Genomic DNA, 21,878 nt, shown 5'->3' with positions numbered 1-21,878 from the left:
ATGAACATCCTCTCTTTCTTGATGCTGCTGCCGCTGATTGGTACCGCTTTCATCGCGCTAGCTCCTAAGACAAACGTTCTTTTAACTAAACAGATCGCACTTGTGACCACAATATTGGTTGCTCTTGTTGGCATTTACATGACGATCTCCTTTGACTTCAACGCTAAAGGTTTTCAATTCGTAGAATCTCGCGAATGGATTCCTGCCTTTGGTATCAAATATGCCTTGGGTGTTGACGGTATTGCCCTCGTATTGATCTTGATGTCTGTTCTCTTAACCCCAATCGTCGTAGTTGCGGGCTGGAATGAATCTGAAGGCGGACGTTGGAGCCCCAAGGTCTTCTACTCACTACTTCTAGTACTTGAAACAATGATAATCGGCGTCTTTGCTTCAACTGACGTCTTCTTGTTCTACGTCTTCTTTGAAGCGATGTTGGTTCCGGTTTACTTCTTAATTGGTGGTTTTGGATCCGGCGAACGCGCTGCCGCAGCAGTTAAATTCTTGCTCTACAGCCTCTTCGGTGGCTTGCTAATGCTCGCTTCAATTATCGGCATTTATGTAATGGCAACTCGCTACGGCAACCGCACCTTCGATATAACAACACTTTCTCAGCTACATACAGTTCTGACTCCGATGATGGAGAACGTCTTATTCCTCGGATTCTTTATCGCATTTGCGATCAAAGCTCCGCTCTGGCCGCTACATACATGGCTACCAGATGCTGCAAAATCAGCGACCCCTGGAACTTCAGTATTGCTCTTAGGTGTTCTAGATAAGGTCGGAACATTCGGAATGATCCGTTACTGCCTAACTCTCTTCCCAGAGGCAAGCAAGACATTTACTCCGATGATTATTACCTTGGCAGTTATCTCCATTCTCTACGGTGCATTTCTTGCAATTGGTGCGAAAGACATTAAGCGCCTGATCGCATATACCTCGATTTCTCACTTCGGATTTATCACCATGGGAATCTTCGCGATGACTTCGCAAGGTATGTCTGGTTCAACGCTTTACATGTTTAACCACGGATTCTCAACTGCAGCGCTCTTCTTAGTTGCTGGATTTATGATCACTCGCCGTAACTCATCGACAATTTCAGATTTCGGTGGACTACAACGCGTCACACCAATCATGGCTTGGTCATTCTTTATCGCCGGTCTATCGAGCTTGGCGCTACCGGGTCTTTCTAGCTTCGTTAGCGAATTCCTAGTATTAGTTGGAACCTTTACGCGATATCCAGTTGCAGCGGTTATCGCTACCTTCGGTATCGTCTTAGCGGCTCTATACATTTTGATTCCGGTACAACGCGCGCTCCATGGCCCAACAACTCCGGGCAATGAGAATTTAAGCGATCTAACTCTGCGCGAGAAAATTGCGATCGCACCTGTTATCGCAACGATCGTCGTTCTTGGTTTCTACCCATCACCGTTGTTAAACATCATTAATCCAGCATCGCAGACCATCATTTCGCAACAAGGATTTAGCGATCCAGCGCCAACCATGAGTGAGGGCAAGTAATGATTGAATTCGTATCTCCAACCCTTGATTATGCACTTCTTGCACCGATTCTGATCGTGCTTGGTGGCGCTGTTCTTGGCGTGCTCATCGAAGCCTTTGCTCCTCGTAAATCACGCGCTTCATCACAACTATTTATTACTCTGGCCACTTTGGTCCTATCGCTAGTTTCGCTAATTAGCGTGCGTGATCGCTCATCATCAGCGGCTGCGATGGAGTCAGTAACCTTCGATGGCGCAGGAATGTTGATTCAAGGTTCGATACTTCTTATTTCAATTATTGCGGTCTTTTTGCTTGCAGATCAAGAGAACTTCACCGCGCTGGCTGCTGCTCTTCCAGGATCAGATGAAGAACGTGCATCACTGCAGCAAGATTTAAGAGTCACTGAGGTCTACCCGCTAACTCTCTTTGCAATTGCCGGAATGATGCTCTTTCCAGTTGCTACCGATTTAATTACTCTCTTTGTGGCGCTAGAAGTTCTTTCGCTTCCACTTTATCTATTGGCCGGCCTATCGCGCCGCCGCCGCTTGATGTCGCAAGAGGCTGCTCTTAAGTACTTCTTGCTCGGCGCTTTCGCATCTGCTTTCTTCTTGATGGGAATCGCATATCTTTACGGATATTCATCATCCGTTACCTTCGCTGGAATTCACTCAGCGGTAATTGGTGGAAGTGGAAATGATATTTATCTACTTCTCGGAATCGCATTTATCTCAATCGGACTTCTCTTTAAAGTTGGCGCAGTTCCGTTCCACGCTTGGTCACCAGATGTTTATCAGGGCGCACCAACTGCAGTTACCGCCCTTATGGCAGCTGCCACCAAAGTTGCCGCGTTCGGTGCAATGCTCCGTATCTTCTATGTTTCATTCGCTGAGGCTTACTGGCAATGGCGTCCAGCGATCATCGCAATTGCGTTGATAACTATGGTCTTTGGTTCACTAGTTGCAATCGCACAGCGCGATGTAAAGCGCATGCTTGCTTACTCATCTATCGCCCATGCAGGCTTCTTGCTCTCAGGTGTAATTGCGCTTAGCAAATCAGGTTTGGAATCTTCAATCTTCTATCTCTTTGCATACGGAATTGCCACAGTAGGTGCCTTCGGTATCGTGACTCTAGTTCGCGATTCTGCTGGTGAAGTTACCGATCTAAATCGCTGGAGCGGTCTAGGAAAGCGTTCTCCTTGGGTTGCCACAGCTTTCGCTGGTTTCTTACTGGCCTTTGCAGGAATTCCGCTAACGAGCGGATTTATCGGAAAGTTCTCGATCTTCTCAGCTGCCTACGAAAGTGGATCAACAGCAATTTTGATTACCGGTGTTCTTTCATCAGCAATCGCAGCGTTCTTCTATATCCGCGTAATTGTTCTGATGTTCTTTAAAGATCCAGTCGAAGATGGAACTAGCGTTGTAATCCCGTCAATCTACACACAGATCACAATCACGTTATCTGCAGTAGCAACATTCGCACTTGGAATCTACCCAACTCCTTTGATTAACTTTATTCAAAGTTCAGCTGCCTTCCTTCGCTAATGTCATCATTCGGCATTCCTGATCTAGATCCCGCACTTGAGGCAGATCTTGCTACAGGTATGCAAGGCGTTGAACATTTACTCCGTGAACACATTAAAGGCGATTACCCGCTTGTTGAAGAAACCTCTCGCCACTTAGTTGCAGCCGGCGGCAAGCGCTTGCGCCCACTATTAACTCTTATCTCATCTCATTTTGGTGATCCAACGCGCAAGGAAGTAATTCCTGCAGCGGTGGTCTGTGAATTAACGCATCTGGCAACGCTGTATCACGATGATGTAATGGATGAAGCGCCACTTCGTCGCGGTGTAGAAAGTGCAAATAATCGTTGGGGAAATACCATCGCAATTTTGACCGGTGATTACCTTTTCTCAAAGGCATCAGATCTACTCGCCGACTTAGGCCCTGAAGCGGTTCGCTTACAAGCGCGAACTTTCGAACGTTTAGTTATAGGTCAGATCATGGAAACCCAAGGACCACAGAACGGTGAAGATCCGCTCGCACATTATCTGCGCGTTGTGGGGGATAAGACCGGTTCGCTAATTGCAACTAGCGCACGCTTTGGCGCACTTCTATCGGGAGCACCGCGTGAAACCGTTGAAACGCTAACTAAATTTGGAGAACAGATCGGTATCGCATTCCAACTGGCTGATGATGTAATCGACATCGCTAGCGAATCTAGCCAATCTGGAAAAACTCCAGGAACTGATCTGCGTGAGGGCGTTCCTACCCTTGTAACTTTAAATGTAATGGCTTCAAATAAAGCTGAAGATGCTGAACTTAAAGAGTTATTAAGCGCACCTATTCATGACGAAGTTGTGGTGCAGCAAGTTCTTCGCGCATTGCGCACCCATGATGGCTTGCAACAAGCCCGTCAACAGCTTGGAAATATTGCTAAAGATGCGCGCACCGCACTTGGCCCACTGCCTCTTAATTCAGCAACTAGCGCTTTATTCTCGCTATGCGATGCTGTTGTCGACCGATCTGCCTGATTTCAAAAGATCCGTTGCCAGTGTCATTAGCGCTAACCAGATAAAGATAAATCCCACCCAACGCGCTGTCGGCATCGCTTCATGGTTTACCCAAACACCGATCGAAAATTGAATCGTTGGAGTTATATACTGCAAGAGCCCGATCGTTGAATATGGAAGGCGTGTAGTAGATCCGTTAAATAAGAGCAACGGAATAGCGGTAACTGCGCCCGCACTAATCAAGAGAATGGTTAAACCTGCGCCGCTGCCAAACTGTCCTTCACCCTTAGATCCAATAATGAATAGATATGCGCAGTAGGGAATAAAGGCGATCATTGTTTCGATCGCTAGACCTTCTAGCGCACCAAGACCGAGTTGTTTCTTAACAAGTCCATAAGTTCCCCACGAAAGGGCAAGCCCCAAAGCAACCCAAGGCAGACGACCGTAATCAACGGTAAGGATGAATACTCCAACTGTTGCAATTGAAACTGCTCCCCATTGCAGCCGGCGCATCTTCTCTTTCAATAAGAGAACACCAAAGGCGATAATTATCAGCGGATTTATGTAATAACCAAGTGATGCTTCTACAACGTGCCCGTTATTGGTTGCCCAGATATAAATCAGCCAGTTTATTGAGATCAGAACTGAGGCAAGGAACAACTTGATTGCCACCTTTGGGCGACGAAAAGTGGCCAGGGTTGATTTAAGGGCGTGAGTGATTGCCAGAACAATTACACAGAAGATCAAAGTCCAGACAGCGCGGTGCGAAACGATTTCAAGCGGGTTAGCAGGCTCGAGCAGCGGCCAATAGAGAGGAAACATTCCCCACAAGACATATGCGCTAACCCCATATATGAGGCCAAGCTTCTGCTTTTTCAATTAACGGAAATTCACAAATTGAACTGCGAACTCCCACTTACCTTCTTTGATCATCGCCATCGTGGCTTGCAGGTCGTCACGGCTCTTACTAGTGACGCGTAGTTCATCACCTTGGATCTGAGATTTAACTGACTTTGGACCCTCATCACGTAAAAACTTAGCGATCTTCTTTGCATTCTCTGTAGAGATACCTTCTTTAAGCGGGCAAGAGATCTTGTAGATCTTTCCAGAAAGTTGTGGCTCGCCTGGATCAATATGCTTAAGTGAAACCCCGCGCTTAATCATTTTATCTTTGATGACGTCGAGAGTTGCCTTAGCGCGTTCTTCGGTATCAGCTTCAATATTTATCTTTTCGCCGGCCATTTCAATTTTTGCGCCGGTATTTTTAAAGTCAAAGCGCGTATCAATCTCGCGGATCGCCTGGTTGATCGCGTTATCAAGCTCCATACGATCAATCTTTGAAACTACATCGAAACTGCTATCAGCCATGGGGCCCTCCTAAAAGCGGTGAAGATCACTTTGAATAGCGCTAGGTTATCGCGCTTAGAAGGATTAATAAAGTTTATGCGAAGTAGAATTGATCCATGCGCTTACGACAGATTATCGCTTTAGCGGGAGCCATTTTCCTTGCATTTTCGGCATCTCCAGCGCCAGCGCACACAGTGCTAGTTAACTCAATTCCTCAGAGTGAATCAGTGATTAATTCGCTTCCACCAGAAATCAACATCACCTTCGCAGAAGAGTTGATTGCTATTGGAGATTCGAATTCAATAAAGGTTTTTGACTCCACCAATAATGATGTAAGCCAAGGTGAGGTTTTAGTTGCTGGTCCAACGCTTTCTAAAGCGCTAAAAACCAGCGACAAAACTGGAGTATTTAGAGTCGAGTATCGCGCAGTTGCTGCTGATGGCCATGTGATTGAGGGCGAATTTACTTTCACAGTTGAAGCATCGGCAGTAACAACTTCAGAGATTAAATCTGAACCTATAACCACTTCACCATCTCCTTCAGGTAATAAACTTTCTATCTATCTAATTCTTAGCGCTACTGCGATTGTTGGTGGCTTACTAATCTTGATTTTTATCTGGAAAAAGCGGGCAAAATAGCCGATTACCCCTCGCTAAATATTTGAGGTAATCTTGCGCCCGCCGTAAAAGAATGACCCTGGCGGGTTGCCCGAGCGGCCAATGGGAGGGGACTGTAAATCCCCCGGCTCTGCCTTCGAAGGTTCAAATCCTTCACCCGCCACCAGTAACGCCTATTTTGCTCACTTTTTCTTATGAGCCCAAAGTTGTAGCATCCTTACCATGAGCGCATTTAATCTTCGGATCCAACCAGTACGAGATTTAATGGCTGAAAAAGGGCTTGATGCATTTGTGCTTCGCCGTAATCCAAATCTGGCTTGGGCCATTTCTGGACGAGCACATGTTCCAACAACAATCGATGCGGCTTGTTTTGATTTAATCATTACAAAAGATTCTGCTGTTGCAATAACAAATGTTGTCGAGGCGCCACGATTAATTACTGAAGAGTTTCCTGCAGAAGTTTCAGTACAAACCGTGCCGTGGTCACAAGGACGCGATCCGTTATTGCCAACAGGAGCAAAAGTTGGTTCTGATCAACCTGGTGGTGACAGAGTTGATCTAGGCGTTGAGATCGAGATTATTCGCGGCTCACTTATTGCAGATGATGTAGAACGCTTTAAGAAGATCTGCCTGGAAGCCGCATCAGCTCTAGGAAGCGCTATGAAAGAGGTAAAAAGTAGCGATCGAGAAATCGATGTGGCAGCGCTAATAACTAGTTCCTTATGGCGCTCTAATTTAGAGATCGCATTTCTAGGCGTTGCCGGCCAAGAGCGAGTCACCAAGTTTCGCCATCCACTACCGACCTCAACGCCAATTGGAGACCGTGTCTCGGCCTCAATATGCGCAAAACATAAGGGGCTAATCGCATCAATAACCAGAATTGTCAGTTTTGGGCAGTTATCTCAAGAGGAGATAAACGGCTACGAATCAATATTTAAAGTTGAGGCGGCGATGTTCGATGCCACTGTGGTTGGTCGGCCTTTCTCAGATCCAATAAATGCTGCGATCGCTGCTTACCCGCTAAATGGTTTCGATAAGGATGAGTGGCAGAACCATCACCAAGGTGGGCCAACCGGCTTCCTTCCTCGTGATTGGCCAGCAAACCAGGGAACAGCCAGATTGATTGCGCAGAACCAACCGATCGCATGGAACCCAACGGGTAAAGGCTGCAAGGCTGAAGATACGATTTTGGCGACCAAGTCGGGGGTTGAGATACTCACCAACGATCCGAATTGGCCTGCTTTTGAGGTCAATGGTCGGACCAGACCCTTCATCCTTCAAAGATAACCCCTTCGCCTTGCTCATAACGGTCTCATAACAAGCGAAAAACTCGCGCTTTCCCATTGACTCGCTAGGTCGCCAGTGGCACCCTTCACCAAGAGGTCTTACCACTGGAGGCAAATTGAGCACTGTAGCTCTCGTCGCGTTAGCGCGACCTACCTTTGATCTGACCTGCGCCCAGGCTAATTTCGATAGCGCGCGTGCACTGTTAACGGAACTAGGTGCATCGGTCGTTGGGCCAAGCGAACTAGTTATGACAGTTGATGATCTCGCTGCGGTAAAACTTCCAGCGGCTGACATTCACATTTTATTTATGGCCTCATTTGCAGATGCATCACCGGCAGTCGAACTCTTCGGAAAAGTTAAAGGACCAATTCTTGGTTGGTCGATGCGCGAACCTGGTGAAGTTGGCGAAAGACTTAAGTTAAATTCAATGTGCGGTGTAAATCTTGCGGCACATGCACTGATGAATGTTGGGCAATCAATTCGACATATCCATGGAAACGCCGATGAAGCGAATGTGCGCAGTGCAATTCGTGATGCGCTCGCTGGCAAACTTCCTGAAGCAACTGCTCCAAAATCTATAGTCGGAGAATTTGCACCCGCTGGCGAAGTTGAAAAAGCTTTTGCTTGGTTAAAGGGCAAAAAGATCGGCGCTGTTGGAGATGCTCCAATTGGATTTACTCCTTGCGTATTTGATGCCCAACAGATAAATAAGTATTTTGGTCTTGATGTTCGCCAGATAACAATTAATGATGCATTTGGCAGAATTGCCGAAGTTAAGGAAGAAGCGCGTGAATTAGCCTATGCAAACGCAGTAGCAGCACAGCCTTCACTTTCCTCAGTAAATGTTGATGAAGCGAAGAAAGTTTATGGAGTTGAAGTTGCGCTAGATACCTGGCGCGAAGAAGAGTCACTAGATGCAATTGCAATCCGTTGCTGGCCAGAATTTCCAACCGATATGGGAGCCTGCATCTGTTCTTCGCTTGGCCGCCTTTCAGATCGTGGCACAGTTACAACCTGCGAACGCGATGTGCTGGGCGCTGTAACAATGATGGTTTGCGAGTCACTTGGTTCAGATGAAAACTATTTGGTAGATATCGTCGATCTAGATGCAGATAAAGGTTTAGTTCGACTTTGGCACTGTGGTTCAGCTGCGACAAAGTTGGCTGCAGATCCACAAAATGCCACACAAACAACACACTGCAATCGCAAATTAGGCGTTGCAGGTAATTTTCCGCTCAAGACCGGACCAGTAACGCTGTTCCGTATTGATCGGGATGTAGATCCGAGCAACAGCACGGGTTTACGAATGGTTGTGAGCCGAGGGGAATCTATCCCTGCTCCCAATCACTTCCAAGGAAATACCGCAACAGTTATCACTCAACCTGATGCTGCTGCGTTAGTAAATGGAATAGTCACTGGCGGATATCCGCATCATCTAGTCATCTCGTGGATAGATGTGCGTCCGGGTATTCGTCAAATGGCAAAGATGTTAGGGATACCCCTCACAGAATGGTAAAACAACTAAAACCCTCGATTAGCAAAGGACTACAAATGATGAAAACTCAAGGAATGACTTCCTTTAGTGCACGTCGCCTTGGCGCAGTAGCTGTGGTTGCATTCGCAGTCGCTGTCTCGACATTGCCATCGGCATTTGCAGCTGGAGAAGTCTTAGGAAAGGCTTGCAAGGTTGAAGGTGTTTCAACCGGAACAAGTTCAACTTCACTTGTTTGCAAGGCTGGATCAAATGGAAAGCTGACTTGGCAGAAGGTTCGCCTAAGCTCAAGCCTCGGTGCACCAATTAAGGAAATTGCACCACCAGCTGGAACAATTGAATTCTGGCACTACCGCCCAGAAGATAAGGCTCACTTCGAAAAAATCATTACAGCTTACGAAGCAAAGTACCCAGGTACAAAAATCACTCAGGTAATCAAGACAACAACTGATTACAACGCAACTGCACGTGTGCAGATCCTTGCAAATCCAAAGGCTGCGCTATTCGCTGCAGCACGTGGTTCAATCTTCAACGATTTCGTTAAGAGTGGATTGCCAGCAGATCTAACTAACGAGCGTTTCGTAAAGCGCAACCTCGTATCAAAGGGTCTAACAGCAGGAGTTGAAAAGGGCCGCGTACTCGCAGTTCCTTACCACTACCTATTTAACAACCCTGTCTATAACACTGAACTCTGGGCAAAAGAGAAGTGGGATATTCCTAAGAACCTAACTGGTTGGGTCGCCTGGTGTAAGGATGCCAAGGCCAAGGGATATGTTCCTCTTGCATGGCCAGGAGCAACACGTGGACAAGCAGCGCAGATCTCAAACTCTGCTCTGATGAACTCTGCAGCAGATTACGAAGCGCTATCTGAAAACTTGGCAGATTTGAACTCAGGAAAGATCGATCTGACTTCAACTTGGTTCAAGGGCGTTGCAGATATCTACGTCAAGCTACGTAACGCAGGATGCTTCCCAGATAACCCAACAGGTGTTACTGAAGCTGCTGCTTACAACTTGTTCGCGACAGGTAAGTCACCAATTCTTCCTACCGGTACATTCTCAATGGGATCTATCAAGACTCTGAACCCAGCGCTAACCGGCAAGATGCAGTTGATGAGCATGGTTCTAACAGATGGCAAAGTTGTCGCTGAAGGAATTATGAACAACACCTTCAACCTAAGCGTAAATGCTAAGTCAAATCCGAAGGATCAGCGCATTGCTAAATCCTTCCTTTCATACTTGGCTACAGGTCCAGTTGCAGCAATTTACGCAACTGCAACCACACAGCACGTAAACGTTCTCGATGTTGATTACTCATCAAACGTTGACTTGCTAAATACATCTGCCTTCCAGGCTAAGAACACAATGTTGGCTCCACGTTTCTTGATTCTGAACACTTCGGTTTCAGATTTGACTCAGGATGCCCTCATTCAAATCGTTGGTGGCAAGAGCCCAGACGATGTTCTGCCTGACTTCTCTAAGCAGATCAAGCAGAAATTGGCTGGCTGATTAAAACCAAACTAGCTACCGGTACCGCTCCCACCAATGGTGGGAGCGGTACTTCTGCTACCCGTAAAAAGCGTAAGAAAGATGCGCTTGTTTACTATGTAATGGGCGCTCCTGCGCTAATCCTTTTTCTTGCCTTCTATCTATATCCAGCGCTGCAAAATCTGCAATTTGCCACACGCCGCTGGGATGGCATCACCGAGCCTGAAAATGTGGGCTTTAGAAACTTTACAAATTTACTTACCAATGACGATCTCTTTTACAAAACTTTAGGAAATAACCTCGAGTTCACCTTCCTGGTTGTTATATTCCAAACCGCGCTAGCTTTGATATTTGCCGTCTTCTTAGTTAAAAACTCCAAAACCAATATTGCTCTTCGCACTCTTTACTTCTTCCCAACAATTCTCTCTTCTGTCTCTGTCGGAATGATCTGGCTCTTCTTATACGACCCTAATTTCGGTGCGATCAACCTATTCTTTAACAGCATTGGATTGCCATCTTTTGCACTTAACTGGCTAGGCAGCGAAAGCAGCGCGCTCTACGCAATCGCCTTTAGCCAAGTCTGGTTCCACACCGGCCAGATGATGGTTGTCTATATCGCCGGCTTGCAGCAGATTCCAAAAGAGTTATATGAGGCTGCCGAAGTTGATGGCGCATCTCGCTGGAAGCAGTTCACCAGCATTACCTGGCCGATGGCGATGCCAACGACTCTGGTTGTTATGGCCTACACAACAATTCAATCTTTCCGCGCATTCGATTTGATCATGGTTATGACAAACTCAACCGCGGGACCAAATAACTCAACAAGTATTTTCAGCACCTTGGTTTATTTCACTTTGTTTAATGAACTTCGCCTGGGATACGCCGCAGCACAGACAATCTTTATGGTGGCCACTATGGTGCTTATAACTTGGCTACAACGCCGAGCATTTAGCGGACGATACGAGAAGTGAGGGATAAGAAATGATCTTTAAGAGCTCTCGAATAATCTCGCTTACTTTCTTTGCTGCGCTAATTCTGATTCCTTCGCTTATTGTTGTTCTAGGCTCCTTTAAGACCGACTCTGAGGTCTATAACAAGCCGCTCTCTCTGCCAGAAAACTGGAATTTAGATAATTACCAGCGTTTGATCAGTGAAAGCGATTTAGAAGTCAGCTTTAGAAATAGCGTGGTTGTAACCCTGTTATCTGTAATTTTCACCTTGCTATTTGCCAGCCTGGCTTCATTTGCTATCGCCAGAATGATCACAGTTTCCGGAAAAGTCTTGGCAACTTTATTTGCACTCGGCTTGGCAATTCCCGCCCAGATCAACCTTGTTCCGATCTATTACATCTTCCGAGATTTGGGGCTGACTAACTCGTTCTTTGGCTTAGTGATCATTAATGTGACCACAACCCTGCCAATTTCTATTTTTATTCTGACCGCTTTCTTTCGCGAGATATCTCGAGATATGTATGAAGCTTCTGAAGTAGATGGCGCATCGCCACTTCGCATCTATCGCTCTATCGCCCTACCGTTATCCCGACCTGCGATGGGTGCAACAGCGATATTTCTCTTTGTCATCAACTGGAACGATCTTCTCTGGCCACTATTGCTTATTCAAGAGTCAGATAAGAAAACTCTTCCACTAGCTATGTTGGCATACCGTGGCGAATACTTTGTTAGCTTCTCGATGCTCTTCACTGCGGTAATGGTGGCATCACTTCCGATGGTTATCATGTACCTCATGATGCAACGCTCATTTATCGCTGGTCTTACAGCAGGAGCGGTAAAGGGTTAATTGATGAGCGCTGTAACCCCGCTTGCTCCGCAACGTGCAGCGCGTATTGCCACACAATTAATCGAACTAATTGAAATTCAGAATCTAAAGCCCAACGACCGCTTGCCATCAGAGCGAACCCTTGCAGAATTGTTAGCAGTCAGTCGTCCATCTCTGCGCGAAGCTCTGCATATTCTGCAGGCGCAAGGTCTGGTTCAAATAAAGCATGGACAAGGCACTTTTGTTCAAGAACCGATAGTTGCGCAAGAACTGCGCGCTTCGATGATGGCCACCACCCATGGCTTAAATGAGCTCTTTGATGCTCGTGAAGTTCTGGAAGTTCCGGCATCAAAGTGGGCAGCGGAAAAGGCGACAAAGGAAGATATCCGCCTACTACGTGCAACTTTAAATCAGATCGAGACAGTTACTTCAACAGCGCCAATTGATTACAACCAATTGCAGACATTAGATGCAAAGTTTCACCTAACAATCGTCGGAATCGCCGAAAATAGATTTATCAACCAGACTCTCAACGTCTTACAAGATGTTATGAAGATGTCGATGGAAACCACTTTGCGTTTGCCAGGCAGATCAGATGTATCAAAGCGCGAGCACAACGCTATTTTGGATGCCATTGAAGCAAGAGATGGAGAACTGGTCTCTAAGTTAACGCTGCAACATATTTCTGGCGCACGTGCAGTAGCCCTTGCCGATGCAAATGAAAAGAATGAGCGTTGAGCAATATTCAAGTTGTTTGTCTCGGCGTAATAACTATCGACACAATTGCCTTAGTCGATAACTACCCAGGCGAAGATGAAAGAGTTTTAGCCCACCAGATAGCCCGTGCAGGCGGTGGTCCAGCCGCCGTTGCCGCAGTCACGCTAAGCCGCCTCGGTGTTTCAACGGCAATTGCCGGAACAATTGGCGATGATGAAGATGGCGCAGAAGTTCTGCGGATTTTTGCCCGTGAAGGCGTTGATACTTCAGGAATCTCAATCGGTGCTAGCGCAACTTCGGGAAGCGTAATCGTGGCTTCGAAAGAACATAGCTCACGCGCAATTAGTACCCGTCAACCAATGCAACAAGTAAATCTAAGCGCAGAAGCGAAGAAGTTGATTAGTCAGGCTGAGTGGCTCCACGTAGATCACGTTGGAATTAACCGTTTAAAGTCTGAAAAGATCGCTCGTGGAAACGGACCGAAGATTTCATTTGATGCCGGCTACAACGTTGCTGATTTCGATGCTTCAGAGGTAGATCTATTTGTTCCAACTGATCGACAGATGGCGCTTCGTTATCCCGACCTGCAATTAGGTGCAGCAGTTGAAAGAGATTCGGTTAACGCAAAAAATATAACGGTTGCAACGCAAGGTTCTGCGGGAAGTACTGGTTATTCCAGCGAATCAGGCTTAGTTCACGCAGATGGCTTTGCCGTTGATGTTGTAAGCACGCTAGGCGCCGGCGATGTTTTTCATGGAGCGCTTCTTGCTCAAGTAATTCAAGGCCACACACTTGAGCGCTCTTTACTTCGCGCCAATGCCGTTGCCGCACTTTCTTGTCGAGGACTAGATGGTCAATCGATGATTCCAAATACCGCAGAGCTAGATAAATTCCTAAAGGAGAGATCATGAGAGCACCACTTACCAAATTAGCCCGTCCATCTGGTGCACTTGCAATGGTTGCCGTGGATCAACGTGAAGCTCTGCGCGGAATGTTTGCGGCACATCAGAGTACACCGGTTCCTGACTCACAGTTAACTCAATTTAAAGTAGATGTCGCTCGCGAACTTTCACCATATGCATCAGCGCTCTTAGTTGATCAAGAGTTTGGCATTGATGCGATTATCAATCAGGGTGCGCTAAAAGGTTCATGCGGATTAATCGCTGCCGCTGATTTATTGGTTGGTCCCGCAGGTGGCGCAGCTACTGATACCACTGTCGATCCTAATGTTGATCCGATCAGAATGCGCGATATCAAAAGCGTTGGTTTGAAATTCTTGGTGCTGTGGCGCAACGATGAATCTCCGGATAGCCGTGCCAAACTCGTAGCCGAATTTAACAAGTTATGCGAAGTATCTGGTCTGCCATCGATTATCGAAATCATCGTGAAGCCACCAACTGATACTTCAAGATCTTTTGATCGCGAAGAAGAGTTAATTATCGCAGCGCGTGAAGCAGCGACTTGGAAGCCAGATTTGTATAAAGCAGAAGTTCCCTTTCATGGCGAAGGAGATCTTTCTTTAGTAACCAAGAACGCAGAACGAATTTCAGAAGCGATTGGATCTCCATGGGTAGTTCTTTCTAACGGAGTTAAGCAACCGTTCTTTAATGAAGCGGTAAAGGCTTGTGCAATTGGGGGAGCCAGCGGTTTCCTTGCCGGACGAGCGGTTTGGGCCGACATTGTTGGAGCCCCTGATATTCCAAAGGCGCTGCGCGAAATCTCTATTCCACGCTTGGAAAAGCTCGCTGAAACCGTTGATACCTACGCAAAGCCTTGGAGCAGTTGGTAATTAGCCCCAAAGCTCTTTAATTTCAACGACGCGACCTTCGTTGATGCTCTTGTGTGCAGCAAGCCCCGTAACAACGCTTGTTACGCCATCTAGCAAGGTAACTTCAGCGGCAGTGGAATTTAAAATCGCATCGCGGAATTTTGTATGTTCGATATATGAAGCACCGTAGTGGTGGCCCATGTACTTAACATCGTAGTTATGAACAATCTTTGTTTCGCTGCCACGCGCACGGCTAGCACCACTTGCCCAGTTATCGAGGTTTCCAACTGAATCACGACGTGAGGCTTTAACAACTTGAGAAGGCAGGAATGATTCAATTTTTCCTTGATCTCCAATGATTGTTAAAATCTCTTTATCGAAGGAACCTTCGCCGAACATACAGAGATCGAGCATTCCACGCGCACCGCTGGCATATTCTAAAATTACATATGCGTTATCGAGCATATTTGCTTGGCGCCCGCCATAATTTTCATTTAAGTGATTAACGCTCTGGCCGCCTGAAGCAAATACGCGGATAGGTTGTTCACCAATAACTAAATCCATCAAGTTAAAGTAATGGCAACATTTTTCTACTAGCGTGCCACCAGTTCTTTCGGTAAAGCGGTTCCAGCTATCAACCTTTGGATAGAAAGGTTCGCGATGTTCGCGAATCGAAATCTGATGAATTTTTCCGGCTTCACCTTCTTTTGCTCTGGCAATCGCTTCAGTGACCGGTGGCATAAATCGATATTCCAAGCCCATCCAGGTAAGAGCGCTGCGCTTTTCATCCCAAGACAGAATTGATTTCAAATCTTCAACCGTTGTAGCGAGTGGCTTTTCAACAAAGACTGCTAAATCTGTAGCGAGAGCATCTTTTAAGACCTCAGCATGAGTGTCATTTGGAGTTGCGATTACGACGGCATCGATTAAGCCAGAATCCAAGAGCGCGCGGTGATCGCTAAAGACCTTTGCACCCGGGACCATTTCTAGAGCCGCTTCAATTGAGGGCTGGTGAGGGTCGCTCATGGCCGTGACGACAGCTCCACCCATCACCTTGATGTTGGAAATATGCTCGCGCCCCATACTGCCGACGCCTATAACCCCGTATCGAAGCTCGCTCTTCATAGCCACAGGTTAGACCACTTACGATAATTTGGGCAGAGGGCTAGACGAAATACGCTCACCTAACCTAGACTCCACCAAGAGGTCAGACCACTACCCCCTTTATGCGAGAGAGGAAAGTCAGATATGGCAATTACGCCACCGCAATATCTGCTCCATCACGACGGTGACAATGTCGCTGTTGCTATGGCGGATATGCAACCAGGAACTCTTCACGGGCGATCCGTGAAAGAAGGAACAGAGAGCACCGCGATCTTAAATCACGCGATTCCGCTCGGCCACAAATTTGCCCTTGCAGATATTGCAGAAGGCGAAGCGATTATTAAATACGGAATCAAAGTTGGTCTCGCATCAGCTGCGATCAAAAAAGGCGATTACATTCACACACACAACATGAGGAGTTATCGATGGGAAGCAAGCCGCGCTTAATGGGATACCGCCGCGAAAACGGCGCTATGGGTATCCGCAATCACGTCATTATTTTGCCCCTTGATGATCTTTCAAATGCTGCTGCAGAAGCTGTTGCGAAGGTAATTCCAGGAACTCTTGCACTCCCACATGCATTTGGGCGCTTGCAATTCGGTGAAGATCTAGAACTAACTTTCAATACGCTAATTGGAACAGGTGTTAACGCAAACGTTGCCGCTGTAGTTGTAATTGGTATCGAACCAAAGTGGACACAGAGAGTTGCCGATGGCATCGCTAAGACTGGTAAGCCGGTTGCAGCGTTCTCTATTGAAGGTAAGGGCGATCTCCAAGTTATTCAGGAAGCTAGCCGCGTTGCTGCAATGTTCTTGCAAGATGCATCTGGCCTAGAGCGTGAAGCAGCCGAAATGGGCGACATGATTATGTCGATCAAGTGCGGCGAATCAGATACAACATCAGGTCTTGGCTCATGCCCAACAACATCACAAGCAGTCGATCGCTGGGTAGCAGCAGGTGGAACCGTATTCTTCGGCGAAACTTCTGAGCTAACTGGTGGCGAGCACTTGATCGCTGACCGTTGCATCGATGATGCTTGCCGTAACTTGTTCCAAACAACTTACGACAATTACATCAAGGTAATTGAAGCAACTGGTGCAAACCTTCTAGGTTCACAGCCAACGCAGGGAAATATCGCTGGCGGGCTAACAACTATTGAAGAGAAGGCGCTTGGAAATATCGCTAAGACTGGTTCAGTTCCAGTTGTTGGCGTTCTAAAGCCAGCCGAAGCTCCAGACCCAAAGAAGAAGGGCCTTTACTTCATGGACTCTTCTTCCGCAGCTGCAGAGTGCGTAACTCTGATGGCAGCGGGCGGCGCAGTTATCCACTTGTTCCCAACCGGACAAGGCAATGTGATTGGTAACCCAATTATTCCGGTACTCAAGTTAACAGCGAATATTAAGACAGCTAACTCAATGACTGAACACATCGATCTAGATGTTTCAGGTCTATTGCGTTACGAATACGACTTAACTAAGGCGGGCGACATGATGATGGATGTCATCAATCAGACCGTTAATGGACGCCTCTGCAAGGCTGAAGTTATGGGCCACCGTGAATTCACCTTCACAAAGTTGTATATCTCCGCATAATGATTCTCATCTCTGAAGATGTATGGGGAACTCCCTTCCAGAAGCTGGAGGGGAGTTTTCCCATTGTCCGAAACGACGATCTTTGGAATAACGTCGATGAGCTTAAGAACGCTCTTAAAGATGCAACTGCTTTAGTTGTAAGAAATAGAACGAAGGTAACTGCAGATGTAATTGCTGCGGCACCTAAGTTAAAGGTAATTGCTCGCGCCGGTGTCGGATTGGACAACATTGATATCAAGGCAGCCGATGCTGCCGGTGTTGTAGTTGTTGCTGGTCTTGGAGCTAACGCGGTAAGCGTTGGCGAGCTAACTCTGGGATTAGCGCTTTCCTTGTTACGAAATATCCCAGGGCATGATCAGGTCACGCGCGAAGGAAATTGGAATCGCACTCCAGGCCGCGAGCTATCGGGCTTGACTTGGGGGTTACTTGGATGTGGTGCAACTGGCATAGCCACTGCAAAGTTACTTCAGGGATTTGGCTGCAAAATGATCGGCTTCGACCCTTACGCAAAAAATCTAAGCGGTATCGAATTAAAGTCTTTTGAAGAAGTCTTAATGGAGAGCGATGTAATCAGCATCCATATGCCATCGACCCCCGAAACAAATGGCTCAATTAACGCTGCAACTTTGAAGTTGATGAAGCCAGATGCCGTATTGGTAAATGTGGGACGCGGTGAAGTAATTAACGAAGCAGATTTAATCGAAGCGTTAAAAGCCAAGGTAATTGCAGGAGCTGCCCTAGATGTGCGCGCTCAAGAGCCACCAGTTAAGGGCGAGATGGAGCAAATCGCGAATTTGATCCTAACTCCACACGTTGCAGGGATTACTAAGGAAAGCCAATTGCGTATCAATGAAATCCTTGTTTCAAATATTATGAAAGTCTTAAGTGACGAAGTTGCCACACATGCTGTTGGCGCAATCAAAGAAAACGCAAAATAATGGCGCAGCTAACTGTTGGCTCGGCAACCGAATTAGCGAAATCACTTCTTAAAGCCGCCGGTGTTCCTGATCAAGAAGCAGATGTAACCGCACGTTGCATCGTTGCCAGCGATCGTTGGGGAATCGGAAGCCATGGCTTAATGAGACTTCCGTTCTATCTCGCGCGCTTGCAAGCAGGTGGAATTAAAGCCGATGCAAAGTTAAAGGTAGTAACAGATCTACCAAGTTTGGTGGTCTTTGATGGCGATGATGGTCTTGGCCATTGGCAGTTACAGAAGGCGGCAGAAGTTGCTGCTGAACGCGCTGCATTAAATGGAATTGCCGCTGTCGGAGTTGGACGATCCAACCACTGTGGCGCTCTCGGAATTTATGTCTGGCCGATGATTAATCGCGGGCTAGTTGGAATCGCATTTAGTACAGGACCTGCGGTTATGCCGCCATGGGGTGGAAACTCTGCGCTACTTTCAACTTCACCAATCGCTGCGGGAATTCCAACAAATCCACCAACTGTTGTTGATCTAGCAACTAGCGCAGTTGCACGCGGAAAGATTCAAGCAAAAGCGCAAGCAGGTGCCGAACTTGAACCTGGCTGGGCATTTACAAAAGATGGCAGCCCGACAACCGATGCCAAGGAAGCACTTGCCGGAATGCTCGCGCCGCTCGGTGGAGTTAAAGGTTATGCAATTGCAGTACTTGTTGAATCGCTAACCGGAATGTTGGTTGGACCATCACTGGCAAAAGACATTCCAGATATGTTCGCTAGCGAACAAGATGCTAATCCTCAGAAAATTTCACATTTCATTATCGCTATCGATAGCGCGAAGCTTTCGGTAGATGGCGAAAACACAAGAACTGCAGACTTTTCAGCGCTGGTGAACGCTGCTGGAGGCCGCTTACCTGGAGCAAATCGTTCTAATCCAGAGCGTCCCGACAATGCAGAAAACATCACGATCACCGATTCGGTTGCTGATCAGCTAGCGCAATGGTCAACGAAGTTAGGGATCTAAATGGTTAAGAACCTTCCCGGTTTAGGTCTGATAGCTGCAATTGTTGGCGTTGCCTTTCTAATAAATGACTTTCAACCAGCGGTAAGCCCGCTAGCGCTTTGCGTCGCATTTGGATTTGCTGTTGCAAACTTTGGTAGATGGCCAAGCTTTGCCGCTGCCGGAACAGGGCTAGCGAGCAAGAAGTTAATGCGCATCGGAGTCGCACTTCTTGGCGCACAAGTAAGTCTTGTCTCGCTCAAGGCAATTGGCTTCAAGGGAGTACTAACTGTCATCTTGGTTGTAACCTTCACAATTTTTGGAATCCTGGGGCTATCAAAAGCATTCAAAATGAGCGGTGAACTTGGACTTTTGATTGGCGTTGGATTTGGAGTCTGCGGTGCAACTGCAGTTGCTGCGATCCGCCCACAAACACGCGCTACCGAAGAAGAAACCTCATATGCAATCGCTTTGATTTCACTCTGCGGCACCCTCTCTATTTTTACCTTGCCATTTATTGGCCACCTAATTGGGCTAAGTGATCAGACTTTTGGTGCCTGGGCTGGTGCTGCCGTACACGATGTTGGTCAGGTAATTGCGACTGCATCTGTCTGGAGCGATGAGGCGGTGCAATCTGCCGTCGTAATCAAATTGGCGCGAGTATGTATGTTGGCTCCGATTGTTCTAATTCTTTCGATTCGCCACCGCCGCTACTTAACTTCAGTTGCAATGCAAAATGAAAAAGATGGAATAGCGGTTAGTACCAAGACAACGAAAGTGCCACTAATTCCATTCTTTGTAATTGGCTTTATTGCAGTTGCAACGATCCAAAACACACTTGATATTCCCTCAGGAATTCATGATGCAGTCGTTCTGGTAAGTAAGTTACTTCTTGGCGCCGGTTTAGTTGCACTTGGTTCAAGCGTGCGCTGGAAATCCATCCGAGCAATCGGCCCACGCCCCATGGTGATGGGGTTAATCGCTTGGGTAATTGTTGCCGGCGTTGCCTTGGCGGCAGTTCAAATTACTGGTCTTTAAGAACAAACTGCGCCGTAGGTTGCAGAACCAACCAGCTTCACATATTTAGAAAGCACGCCTTTTGTGTACCTTGGTGGAAGCGGCACAAAGCTCTTGGCACGTTCTTGCAACTCTTCGGGTGTAACGAGTAGCTCCAAAGTTCCATTTGGGATATCGATCGAAATTTGATCGCCATCTTTAATTAACCCAATCGGCCCACCATCTACAGCTTCCGGTGAAATATGGCCTACGCAAAGTCCAGTTGTTCCACCAGAGAATCTGCCATCGGTTACGAGCAATACATCTCTTCCGAGGCCTGCGCCCTTTATCGCACTTGTGATCATCAACATTTCGCGCATACCTGGCCCACCCTTAGGACCTTCGTAGCGAATAACAACTACATCACCCTTTTTAATCGTGCCATCAGAGAGCGCCTGCATCGCTGATTCTTCGCGATCAAATACACGAGCAGCGCCTTGGAATTTCTTCTCATCAACACCGGCGTTCTTCACAACCGCACCCTCAGGAGCGAGAGATCCTTTAAGAATAGTTATCCCACCATTTTTACCAAAAGGCTTTGCGGCTGGATAAATAATCTTTCCATCAGCAGCAGGAGGATTAACATCCTTGAGATTTTCAGCAATTGTCTTTCCGGTTACGGTCATGCAATCGCCGTGGAGCAGACCTTCATCAAGCAGAATCTTCATTACTGCAGGTACGCCACCGACCTTATCTAGATCAAACATTACATATTCACCGAATGGCTTCAGATCTGCAAGCAATGGAACGCGTGCGCCAATTCGCTTGAAATCATCGAGTGATAAGTCAATGCCTAGTTCGTGAGCGATCGCTGGCATATGAAGCACTGCATTTGTAGATCCGCCTAGCGCCATTACAACTGTGATGGCATTTTCCAAAGATTTTTTAGTAATGATGTCGCTGGTTGTGATTCCAAGTTTAAGTAAGTTGATTACAGATTCGCCCGCTAATTTTGCAAGCGGTTCGCGGCGATTATCAACTGCAGATGGAGATGAAGAGCCTGGAAGTGACATTCCCATCGCCTCTGAAGCGCTAGCCATCGTGTTTGCCGTGTACATACCGCCGCATGTTCCGGCACTTGGGCAGGCAGCCTTTTCAATGCGATCGAGATCTTCATCAGACATTAAGCCACGCGCATTTGCACCAACTGCTTCAAAAGAAGTGACGATATTTACTTTGATTTCCGTGCCATCTTGAAGAGTGGTTTTTCCCGGAAGTAATGAACCGGCATACATCAGAATACTTGGCACATCTATACGCGCAGCTGCCATAAGCATCGCCGGAATACTTTTGTCACATCCAGCGAGAGTTACCATCGCATCTAGGCGTTCTGCTTGCATAACAGTTTCCACAGAATCTGCAATTACTTCGCGACTAACAAGGGAGAAGTGCATTCCTTCGTGTCCCATAGAAATAACATCTGAAACGGTGATCGTTCCAAACTCCATAGGGAATCCGCCGTTAGCGCTTACTCCTGCAGCAACATCCTCAGCAACGGTGCGCAGCGACATATTGCAAGGGGTAATGGTGTTGTAAGAAGATGCAATACCAATCTGCGGTTTCTTAAAATCATCGCCCTGCATGCCCAGCGCTCTTAACATCGCGCGGTTTGGGCTTCGGTCACGGCCTTGTGTTACAAGCGAACTTCTCGGAGTCAGAGTCACTGTAGTACCCTAACCACAACCCAATACCTTGTGAAGAGTGTGCA

Annotated in this window: 21 protein-coding genes and 1 tRNA gene; 18 read left to right on the top strand and 4 right to left on the bottom strand. The window is 47.1% G+C overall.

Going from position 1 to position 21,878, the window contains the following annotated elements; translation table 11 throughout:
* The 3 genes from A1sIIB106_RS06045 to A1sIIB106_RS06035 are packed head-to-tail and all read left to right on the top strand — an operon-like array spanning position 1 to position 4,027.
* Positions 1-1,518, top strand: a complete 1,518-nt coding sequence (locus tag A1sIIB106_RS06045) for an NADH-quinone oxidoreductase subunit M (RefSeq protein ID WP_095677887.1) — start codon at positions 1-3, stop codon at positions 1,516-1,518.
* Entirely contained in the window at positions 1,518-3,038 is a 1,521-nt protein-coding gene (nuoN, locus tag A1sIIB106_RS06040; RefSeq protein ID WP_223299485.1) for an NADH-quinone oxidoreductase subunit NuoN, read from the top strand. The genes A1sIIB106_RS06045 and nuoN overlap by 1 nt, the downstream gene beginning before the upstream one ends.
* A complete protein-coding gene (locus tag A1sIIB106_RS06035) occupies positions 3,038-4,027 on the top strand; it encodes a polyprenyl synthetase family protein (protein ID WP_095677675.1) in 990 nt (329 codons plus the stop codon). Before nuoN ends, A1sIIB106_RS06035 begins: the two co-directional genes overlap by 1 nt.
* Here A1sIIB106_RS06035 and rarD read toward each other — a convergent pair.
* The gene (gene rarD / locus A1sIIB106_RS06030; protein ID WP_095677674.1) at positions 3,995-4,885 is read right to left on the bottom strand and encodes an EamA family transporter RarD; all 891 of its coding nucleotides are present in this window, start codon (positions 4,883-4,885) and stop codon (positions 3,995-3,997) included. The genes A1sIIB106_RS06035 and rarD overlap by 33 nt on opposite strands.
* The gene (locus A1sIIB106_RS06025) at positions 4,886-5,374 is read right to left on the bottom strand and encodes a YajQ family cyclic di-GMP-binding protein (protein ID WP_095671580.1); all 489 of its coding nucleotides are present in this window, start codon (positions 5,372-5,374) and stop codon (positions 4,886-4,888) included.
* Between the two features lie 95 nt (positions 5,375-5,469).
* Here A1sIIB106_RS06025 and A1sIIB106_RS06020 point away from each other — a divergent pair, with 95 nt between their 5' ends.
* The 10 genes from A1sIIB106_RS06020 (at position 5,470) to A1sIIB106_RS05975 (ending at position 14,518) form a co-directional block, all read left to right on the top strand.
* The gene (locus tag A1sIIB106_RS06020) at positions 5,470-5,991 is read left to right on the top strand and encodes a copper resistance CopC family protein (RefSeq protein ID WP_095671579.1); all 522 of its coding nucleotides are present in this window, start codon (positions 5,470-5,472) and stop codon (positions 5,989-5,991) included.
* Between the two features lie 60 nt (positions 5,992-6,051).
* Positions 6,052-6,136: transfer RNA gene (locus tag A1sIIB106_RS06015), tRNA-Tyr, on the top strand.
* Positions 6,137-6,192: 56 nt separating this feature from the next.
* Entirely contained in the window at positions 6,193-7,257 is a 1,065-nt protein-coding gene (locus tag A1sIIB106_RS06010) for a M24 family metallopeptidase (RefSeq protein WP_095677673.1), read from the top strand.
* A gap of 115 nt (positions 7,258-7,372) precedes the next feature.
* Complete coding sequence (locus A1sIIB106_RS06005; protein ID WP_095677672.1) at positions 7,373-8,773, top strand: hypothetical protein; 1,401 nt, start codon at positions 7,373-7,375, stop codon at positions 8,771-8,773.
* 35 nt (positions 8,774-8,808) lie between these two features.
* Positions 8,809-10,257 carry an ABC transporter substrate-binding protein gene (locus A1sIIB106_RS06000; RefSeq protein WP_190277170.1) on the top strand — a complete coding sequence of 483 codons (1,449 nt, stop codon included), beginning with the start codon at positions 8,809-8,811 and terminating at the stop codon, positions 10,255-10,257.
* Positions 10,258-10,358: 101 nt separating this feature from the next.
* Positions 10,359-11,207 carry a carbohydrate ABC transporter permease gene (locus A1sIIB106_RS05995; RefSeq protein WP_095671575.1) on the top strand — a complete coding sequence of 283 codons (849 nt, stop codon included), beginning with the start codon at positions 10,359-10,361 and terminating at the stop codon, positions 11,205-11,207.
* Positions 11,208-11,217: 10 nt separating this feature from the next.
* Positions 11,218-12,033: a carbohydrate ABC transporter permease gene (locus tag A1sIIB106_RS05990; protein WP_095671573.1), complete on the top strand. Its 816-nt coding sequence runs from the start codon at positions 11,218-11,220 to the stop codon at positions 12,031-12,033.
* A gap of 3 nt (positions 12,034-12,036) precedes the next feature.
* Entirely contained in the window at positions 12,037-12,750 is a 714-nt protein-coding gene (locus A1sIIB106_RS05985) for a FadR/GntR family transcriptional regulator (RefSeq protein WP_095677670.1), read from the top strand.
* Positions 12,747-13,640, top strand: coding sequence for a carbohydrate kinase family protein (locus A1sIIB106_RS05980; RefSeq protein ID WP_095677669.1), 894 nt, complete (start codon positions 12,747-12,749; stop codon positions 13,638-13,640). Before A1sIIB106_RS05985 ends, A1sIIB106_RS05980 begins: the two co-directional genes overlap by 4 nt.
* Entirely contained in the window at positions 13,637-14,518 is an 882-nt protein-coding gene (locus tag A1sIIB106_RS05975) for a hypothetical protein (protein ID WP_095677668.1), read from the top strand. The genes A1sIIB106_RS05980 and A1sIIB106_RS05975 overlap by 4 nt, the downstream gene beginning before the upstream one ends.
* Here the strand turns inward: A1sIIB106_RS05975 and A1sIIB106_RS05970 are convergent, their stop codons facing one another.
* Positions 14,519-15,622: a Gfo/Idh/MocA family protein gene (locus tag A1sIIB106_RS05970; RefSeq protein WP_095677667.1), complete on the bottom strand. Its 1,104-nt coding sequence runs from the start codon at positions 15,620-15,622 to the stop codon at positions 14,519-14,521.
* Between the two features lie 123 nt (positions 15,623-15,745).
* Between A1sIIB106_RS05970 and A1sIIB106_RS05965 the strand changes: the two genes are divergently transcribed.
* The 5 genes from A1sIIB106_RS05965 to A1sIIB106_RS05945 are packed head-to-tail and all read left to right on the top strand — an operon-like array spanning position 15,746 to position 20,152.
* Complete coding sequence (locus A1sIIB106_RS05965; protein WP_095671569.1) at positions 15,746-16,048, top strand: UxaA family hydrolase; 303 nt, start codon at positions 15,746-15,748, stop codon at positions 16,046-16,048.
* Positions 16,027-17,193: a UxaA family hydrolase gene (locus A1sIIB106_RS05960; protein WP_095671568.1), complete on the top strand. Its 1,167-nt coding sequence runs from the start codon at positions 16,027-16,029 to the stop codon at positions 17,191-17,193. Before A1sIIB106_RS05965 ends, A1sIIB106_RS05960 begins: the two co-directional genes overlap by 22 nt.
* Complete coding sequence (locus A1sIIB106_RS05955; RefSeq protein WP_095677666.1) at positions 17,193-18,131, top strand: NAD(P)-dependent oxidoreductase; 939 nt, start codon at positions 17,193-17,195, stop codon at positions 18,129-18,131. Before A1sIIB106_RS05960 ends, A1sIIB106_RS05955 begins: the two co-directional genes overlap by 1 nt.
* Positions 18,131-19,138 (top strand): Ldh family oxidoreductase, encoded by a 1,008-nt coding sequence (locus A1sIIB106_RS05950; protein WP_095677665.1) that lies wholly within the window; start codon positions 18,131-18,133, stop codon positions 19,136-19,138. Before A1sIIB106_RS05955 ends, A1sIIB106_RS05950 begins: the two co-directional genes overlap by 1 nt.
* Positions 19,139-20,152: a YeiH family protein gene (locus A1sIIB106_RS05945; RefSeq protein ID WP_095671565.1), complete on the top strand. Its 1,014-nt coding sequence runs from the start codon at positions 19,139-19,141 to the stop codon at positions 20,150-20,152.
* Here the strand turns inward: A1sIIB106_RS05945 and ilvD are convergent.
* Positions 20,149-21,834, bottom strand: a complete 1,686-nt coding sequence (gene ilvD, locus A1sIIB106_RS05940; RefSeq protein ID WP_095671564.1) for a dihydroxy-acid dehydratase — start codon at positions 21,832-21,834, stop codon at positions 20,149-20,151. The genes A1sIIB106_RS05945 and ilvD overlap by 4 nt on opposite strands.
* Between the last annotated feature and the right edge of the window lie 44 nt (positions 21,835-21,878).

The organism is Candidatus Planktophila lacus, from assembly GCF_002288325.1.
Taxonomy (GTDB): domain Bacteria; phylum Actinomycetota; class Actinomycetes; order Nanopelagicales; family Nanopelagicaceae; genus Planktophila; species Planktophila lacus.
This window is presented reverse-complemented; position numbering and strand designations above follow the sequence as displayed.

Excerpts from the sequence above, each read along its gene's own strand:
- A1sIIB106_RS06045 (WP_095677887.1), top strand. The coding sequence starts at position 1 with ATGAACATCCTCTCTTTCTTGATGCTGCTGCCGCTGATTGGTACCGCT.
- nuoN (WP_223299485.1), top strand. The coding sequence starts at position 1,518 with ATGATTGAATTCGTATCTCCAACCCTTGATTATGCACTTCTTGCACCG.
- A1sIIB106_RS06035 (WP_095677675.1), top strand. The coding sequence starts at position 3,038 with ATGTCATCATTCGGCATTCCTGATCTAGATCCCGCACTTGAGGCAGAT.
- A1sIIB106_RS06025 (WP_095671580.1), bottom strand. The coding sequence starts at position 5,374 with ATGGCTGATAGCAGTTTCGATGTAGTTTCAAAGATTGATCGTATGGAG.
- A1sIIB106_RS06020 (WP_095671579.1), top strand. The coding sequence starts at position 5,470 with ATGCGCTTACGACAGATTATCGCTTTAGCGGGAGCCATTTTCCTTGCA.
- A1sIIB106_RS06010 (WP_095677673.1), top strand. The coding sequence starts at position 6,193 with ATGAGCGCATTTAATCTTCGGATCCAACCAGTACGAGATTTAATGGCT.
- A1sIIB106_RS06000 (WP_190277170.1), top strand. The coding sequence starts at position 8,809 with ATGATGAAAACTCAAGGAATGACTTCCTTTAGTGCACGTCGCCTTGGC.
- A1sIIB106_RS05995 (WP_095671575.1), top strand. The coding sequence starts at position 10,359 with ATGGGCGCTCCTGCGCTAATCCTTTTTCTTGCCTTCTATCTATATCCA.
- A1sIIB106_RS05990 (WP_095671573.1), top strand. The coding sequence starts at position 11,218 with ATGATCTTTAAGAGCTCTCGAATAATCTCGCTTACTTTCTTTGCTGCG.
- A1sIIB106_RS05985 (WP_095677670.1), top strand. The coding sequence starts at position 12,037 with ATGAGCGCTGTAACCCCGCTTGCTCCGCAACGTGCAGCGCGTATTGCC.
- A1sIIB106_RS05975 (WP_095677668.1), top strand. The coding sequence starts at position 13,637 with ATGAGAGCACCACTTACCAAATTAGCCCGTCCATCTGGTGCACTTGCA.
- A1sIIB106_RS05970 (WP_095677667.1), bottom strand. The coding sequence starts at position 15,622 with ATGAAGAGCGAGCTTCGATACGGGGTTATAGGCGTCGGCAGTATGGGG.
- A1sIIB106_RS05965 (WP_095671569.1), top strand. The coding sequence starts at position 15,746 with ATGGCAATTACGCCACCGCAATATCTGCTCCATCACGACGGTGACAAT.
- A1sIIB106_RS05960 (WP_095671568.1), top strand. The coding sequence starts at position 16,027 with ATGGGAAGCAAGCCGCGCTTAATGGGATACCGCCGCGAAAACGGCGCT.
- A1sIIB106_RS05955 (WP_095677666.1), top strand. The coding sequence starts at position 17,193 with ATGATTCTCATCTCTGAAGATGTATGGGGAACTCCCTTCCAGAAGCTG.
- A1sIIB106_RS05950 (WP_095677665.1), top strand. The coding sequence starts at position 18,131 with ATGGCGCAGCTAACTGTTGGCTCGGCAACCGAATTAGCGAAATCACTT.
- A1sIIB106_RS05945 (WP_095671565.1), top strand. The coding sequence starts at position 19,139 with ATGGTTAAGAACCTTCCCGGTTTAGGTCTGATAGCTGCAATTGTTGGC.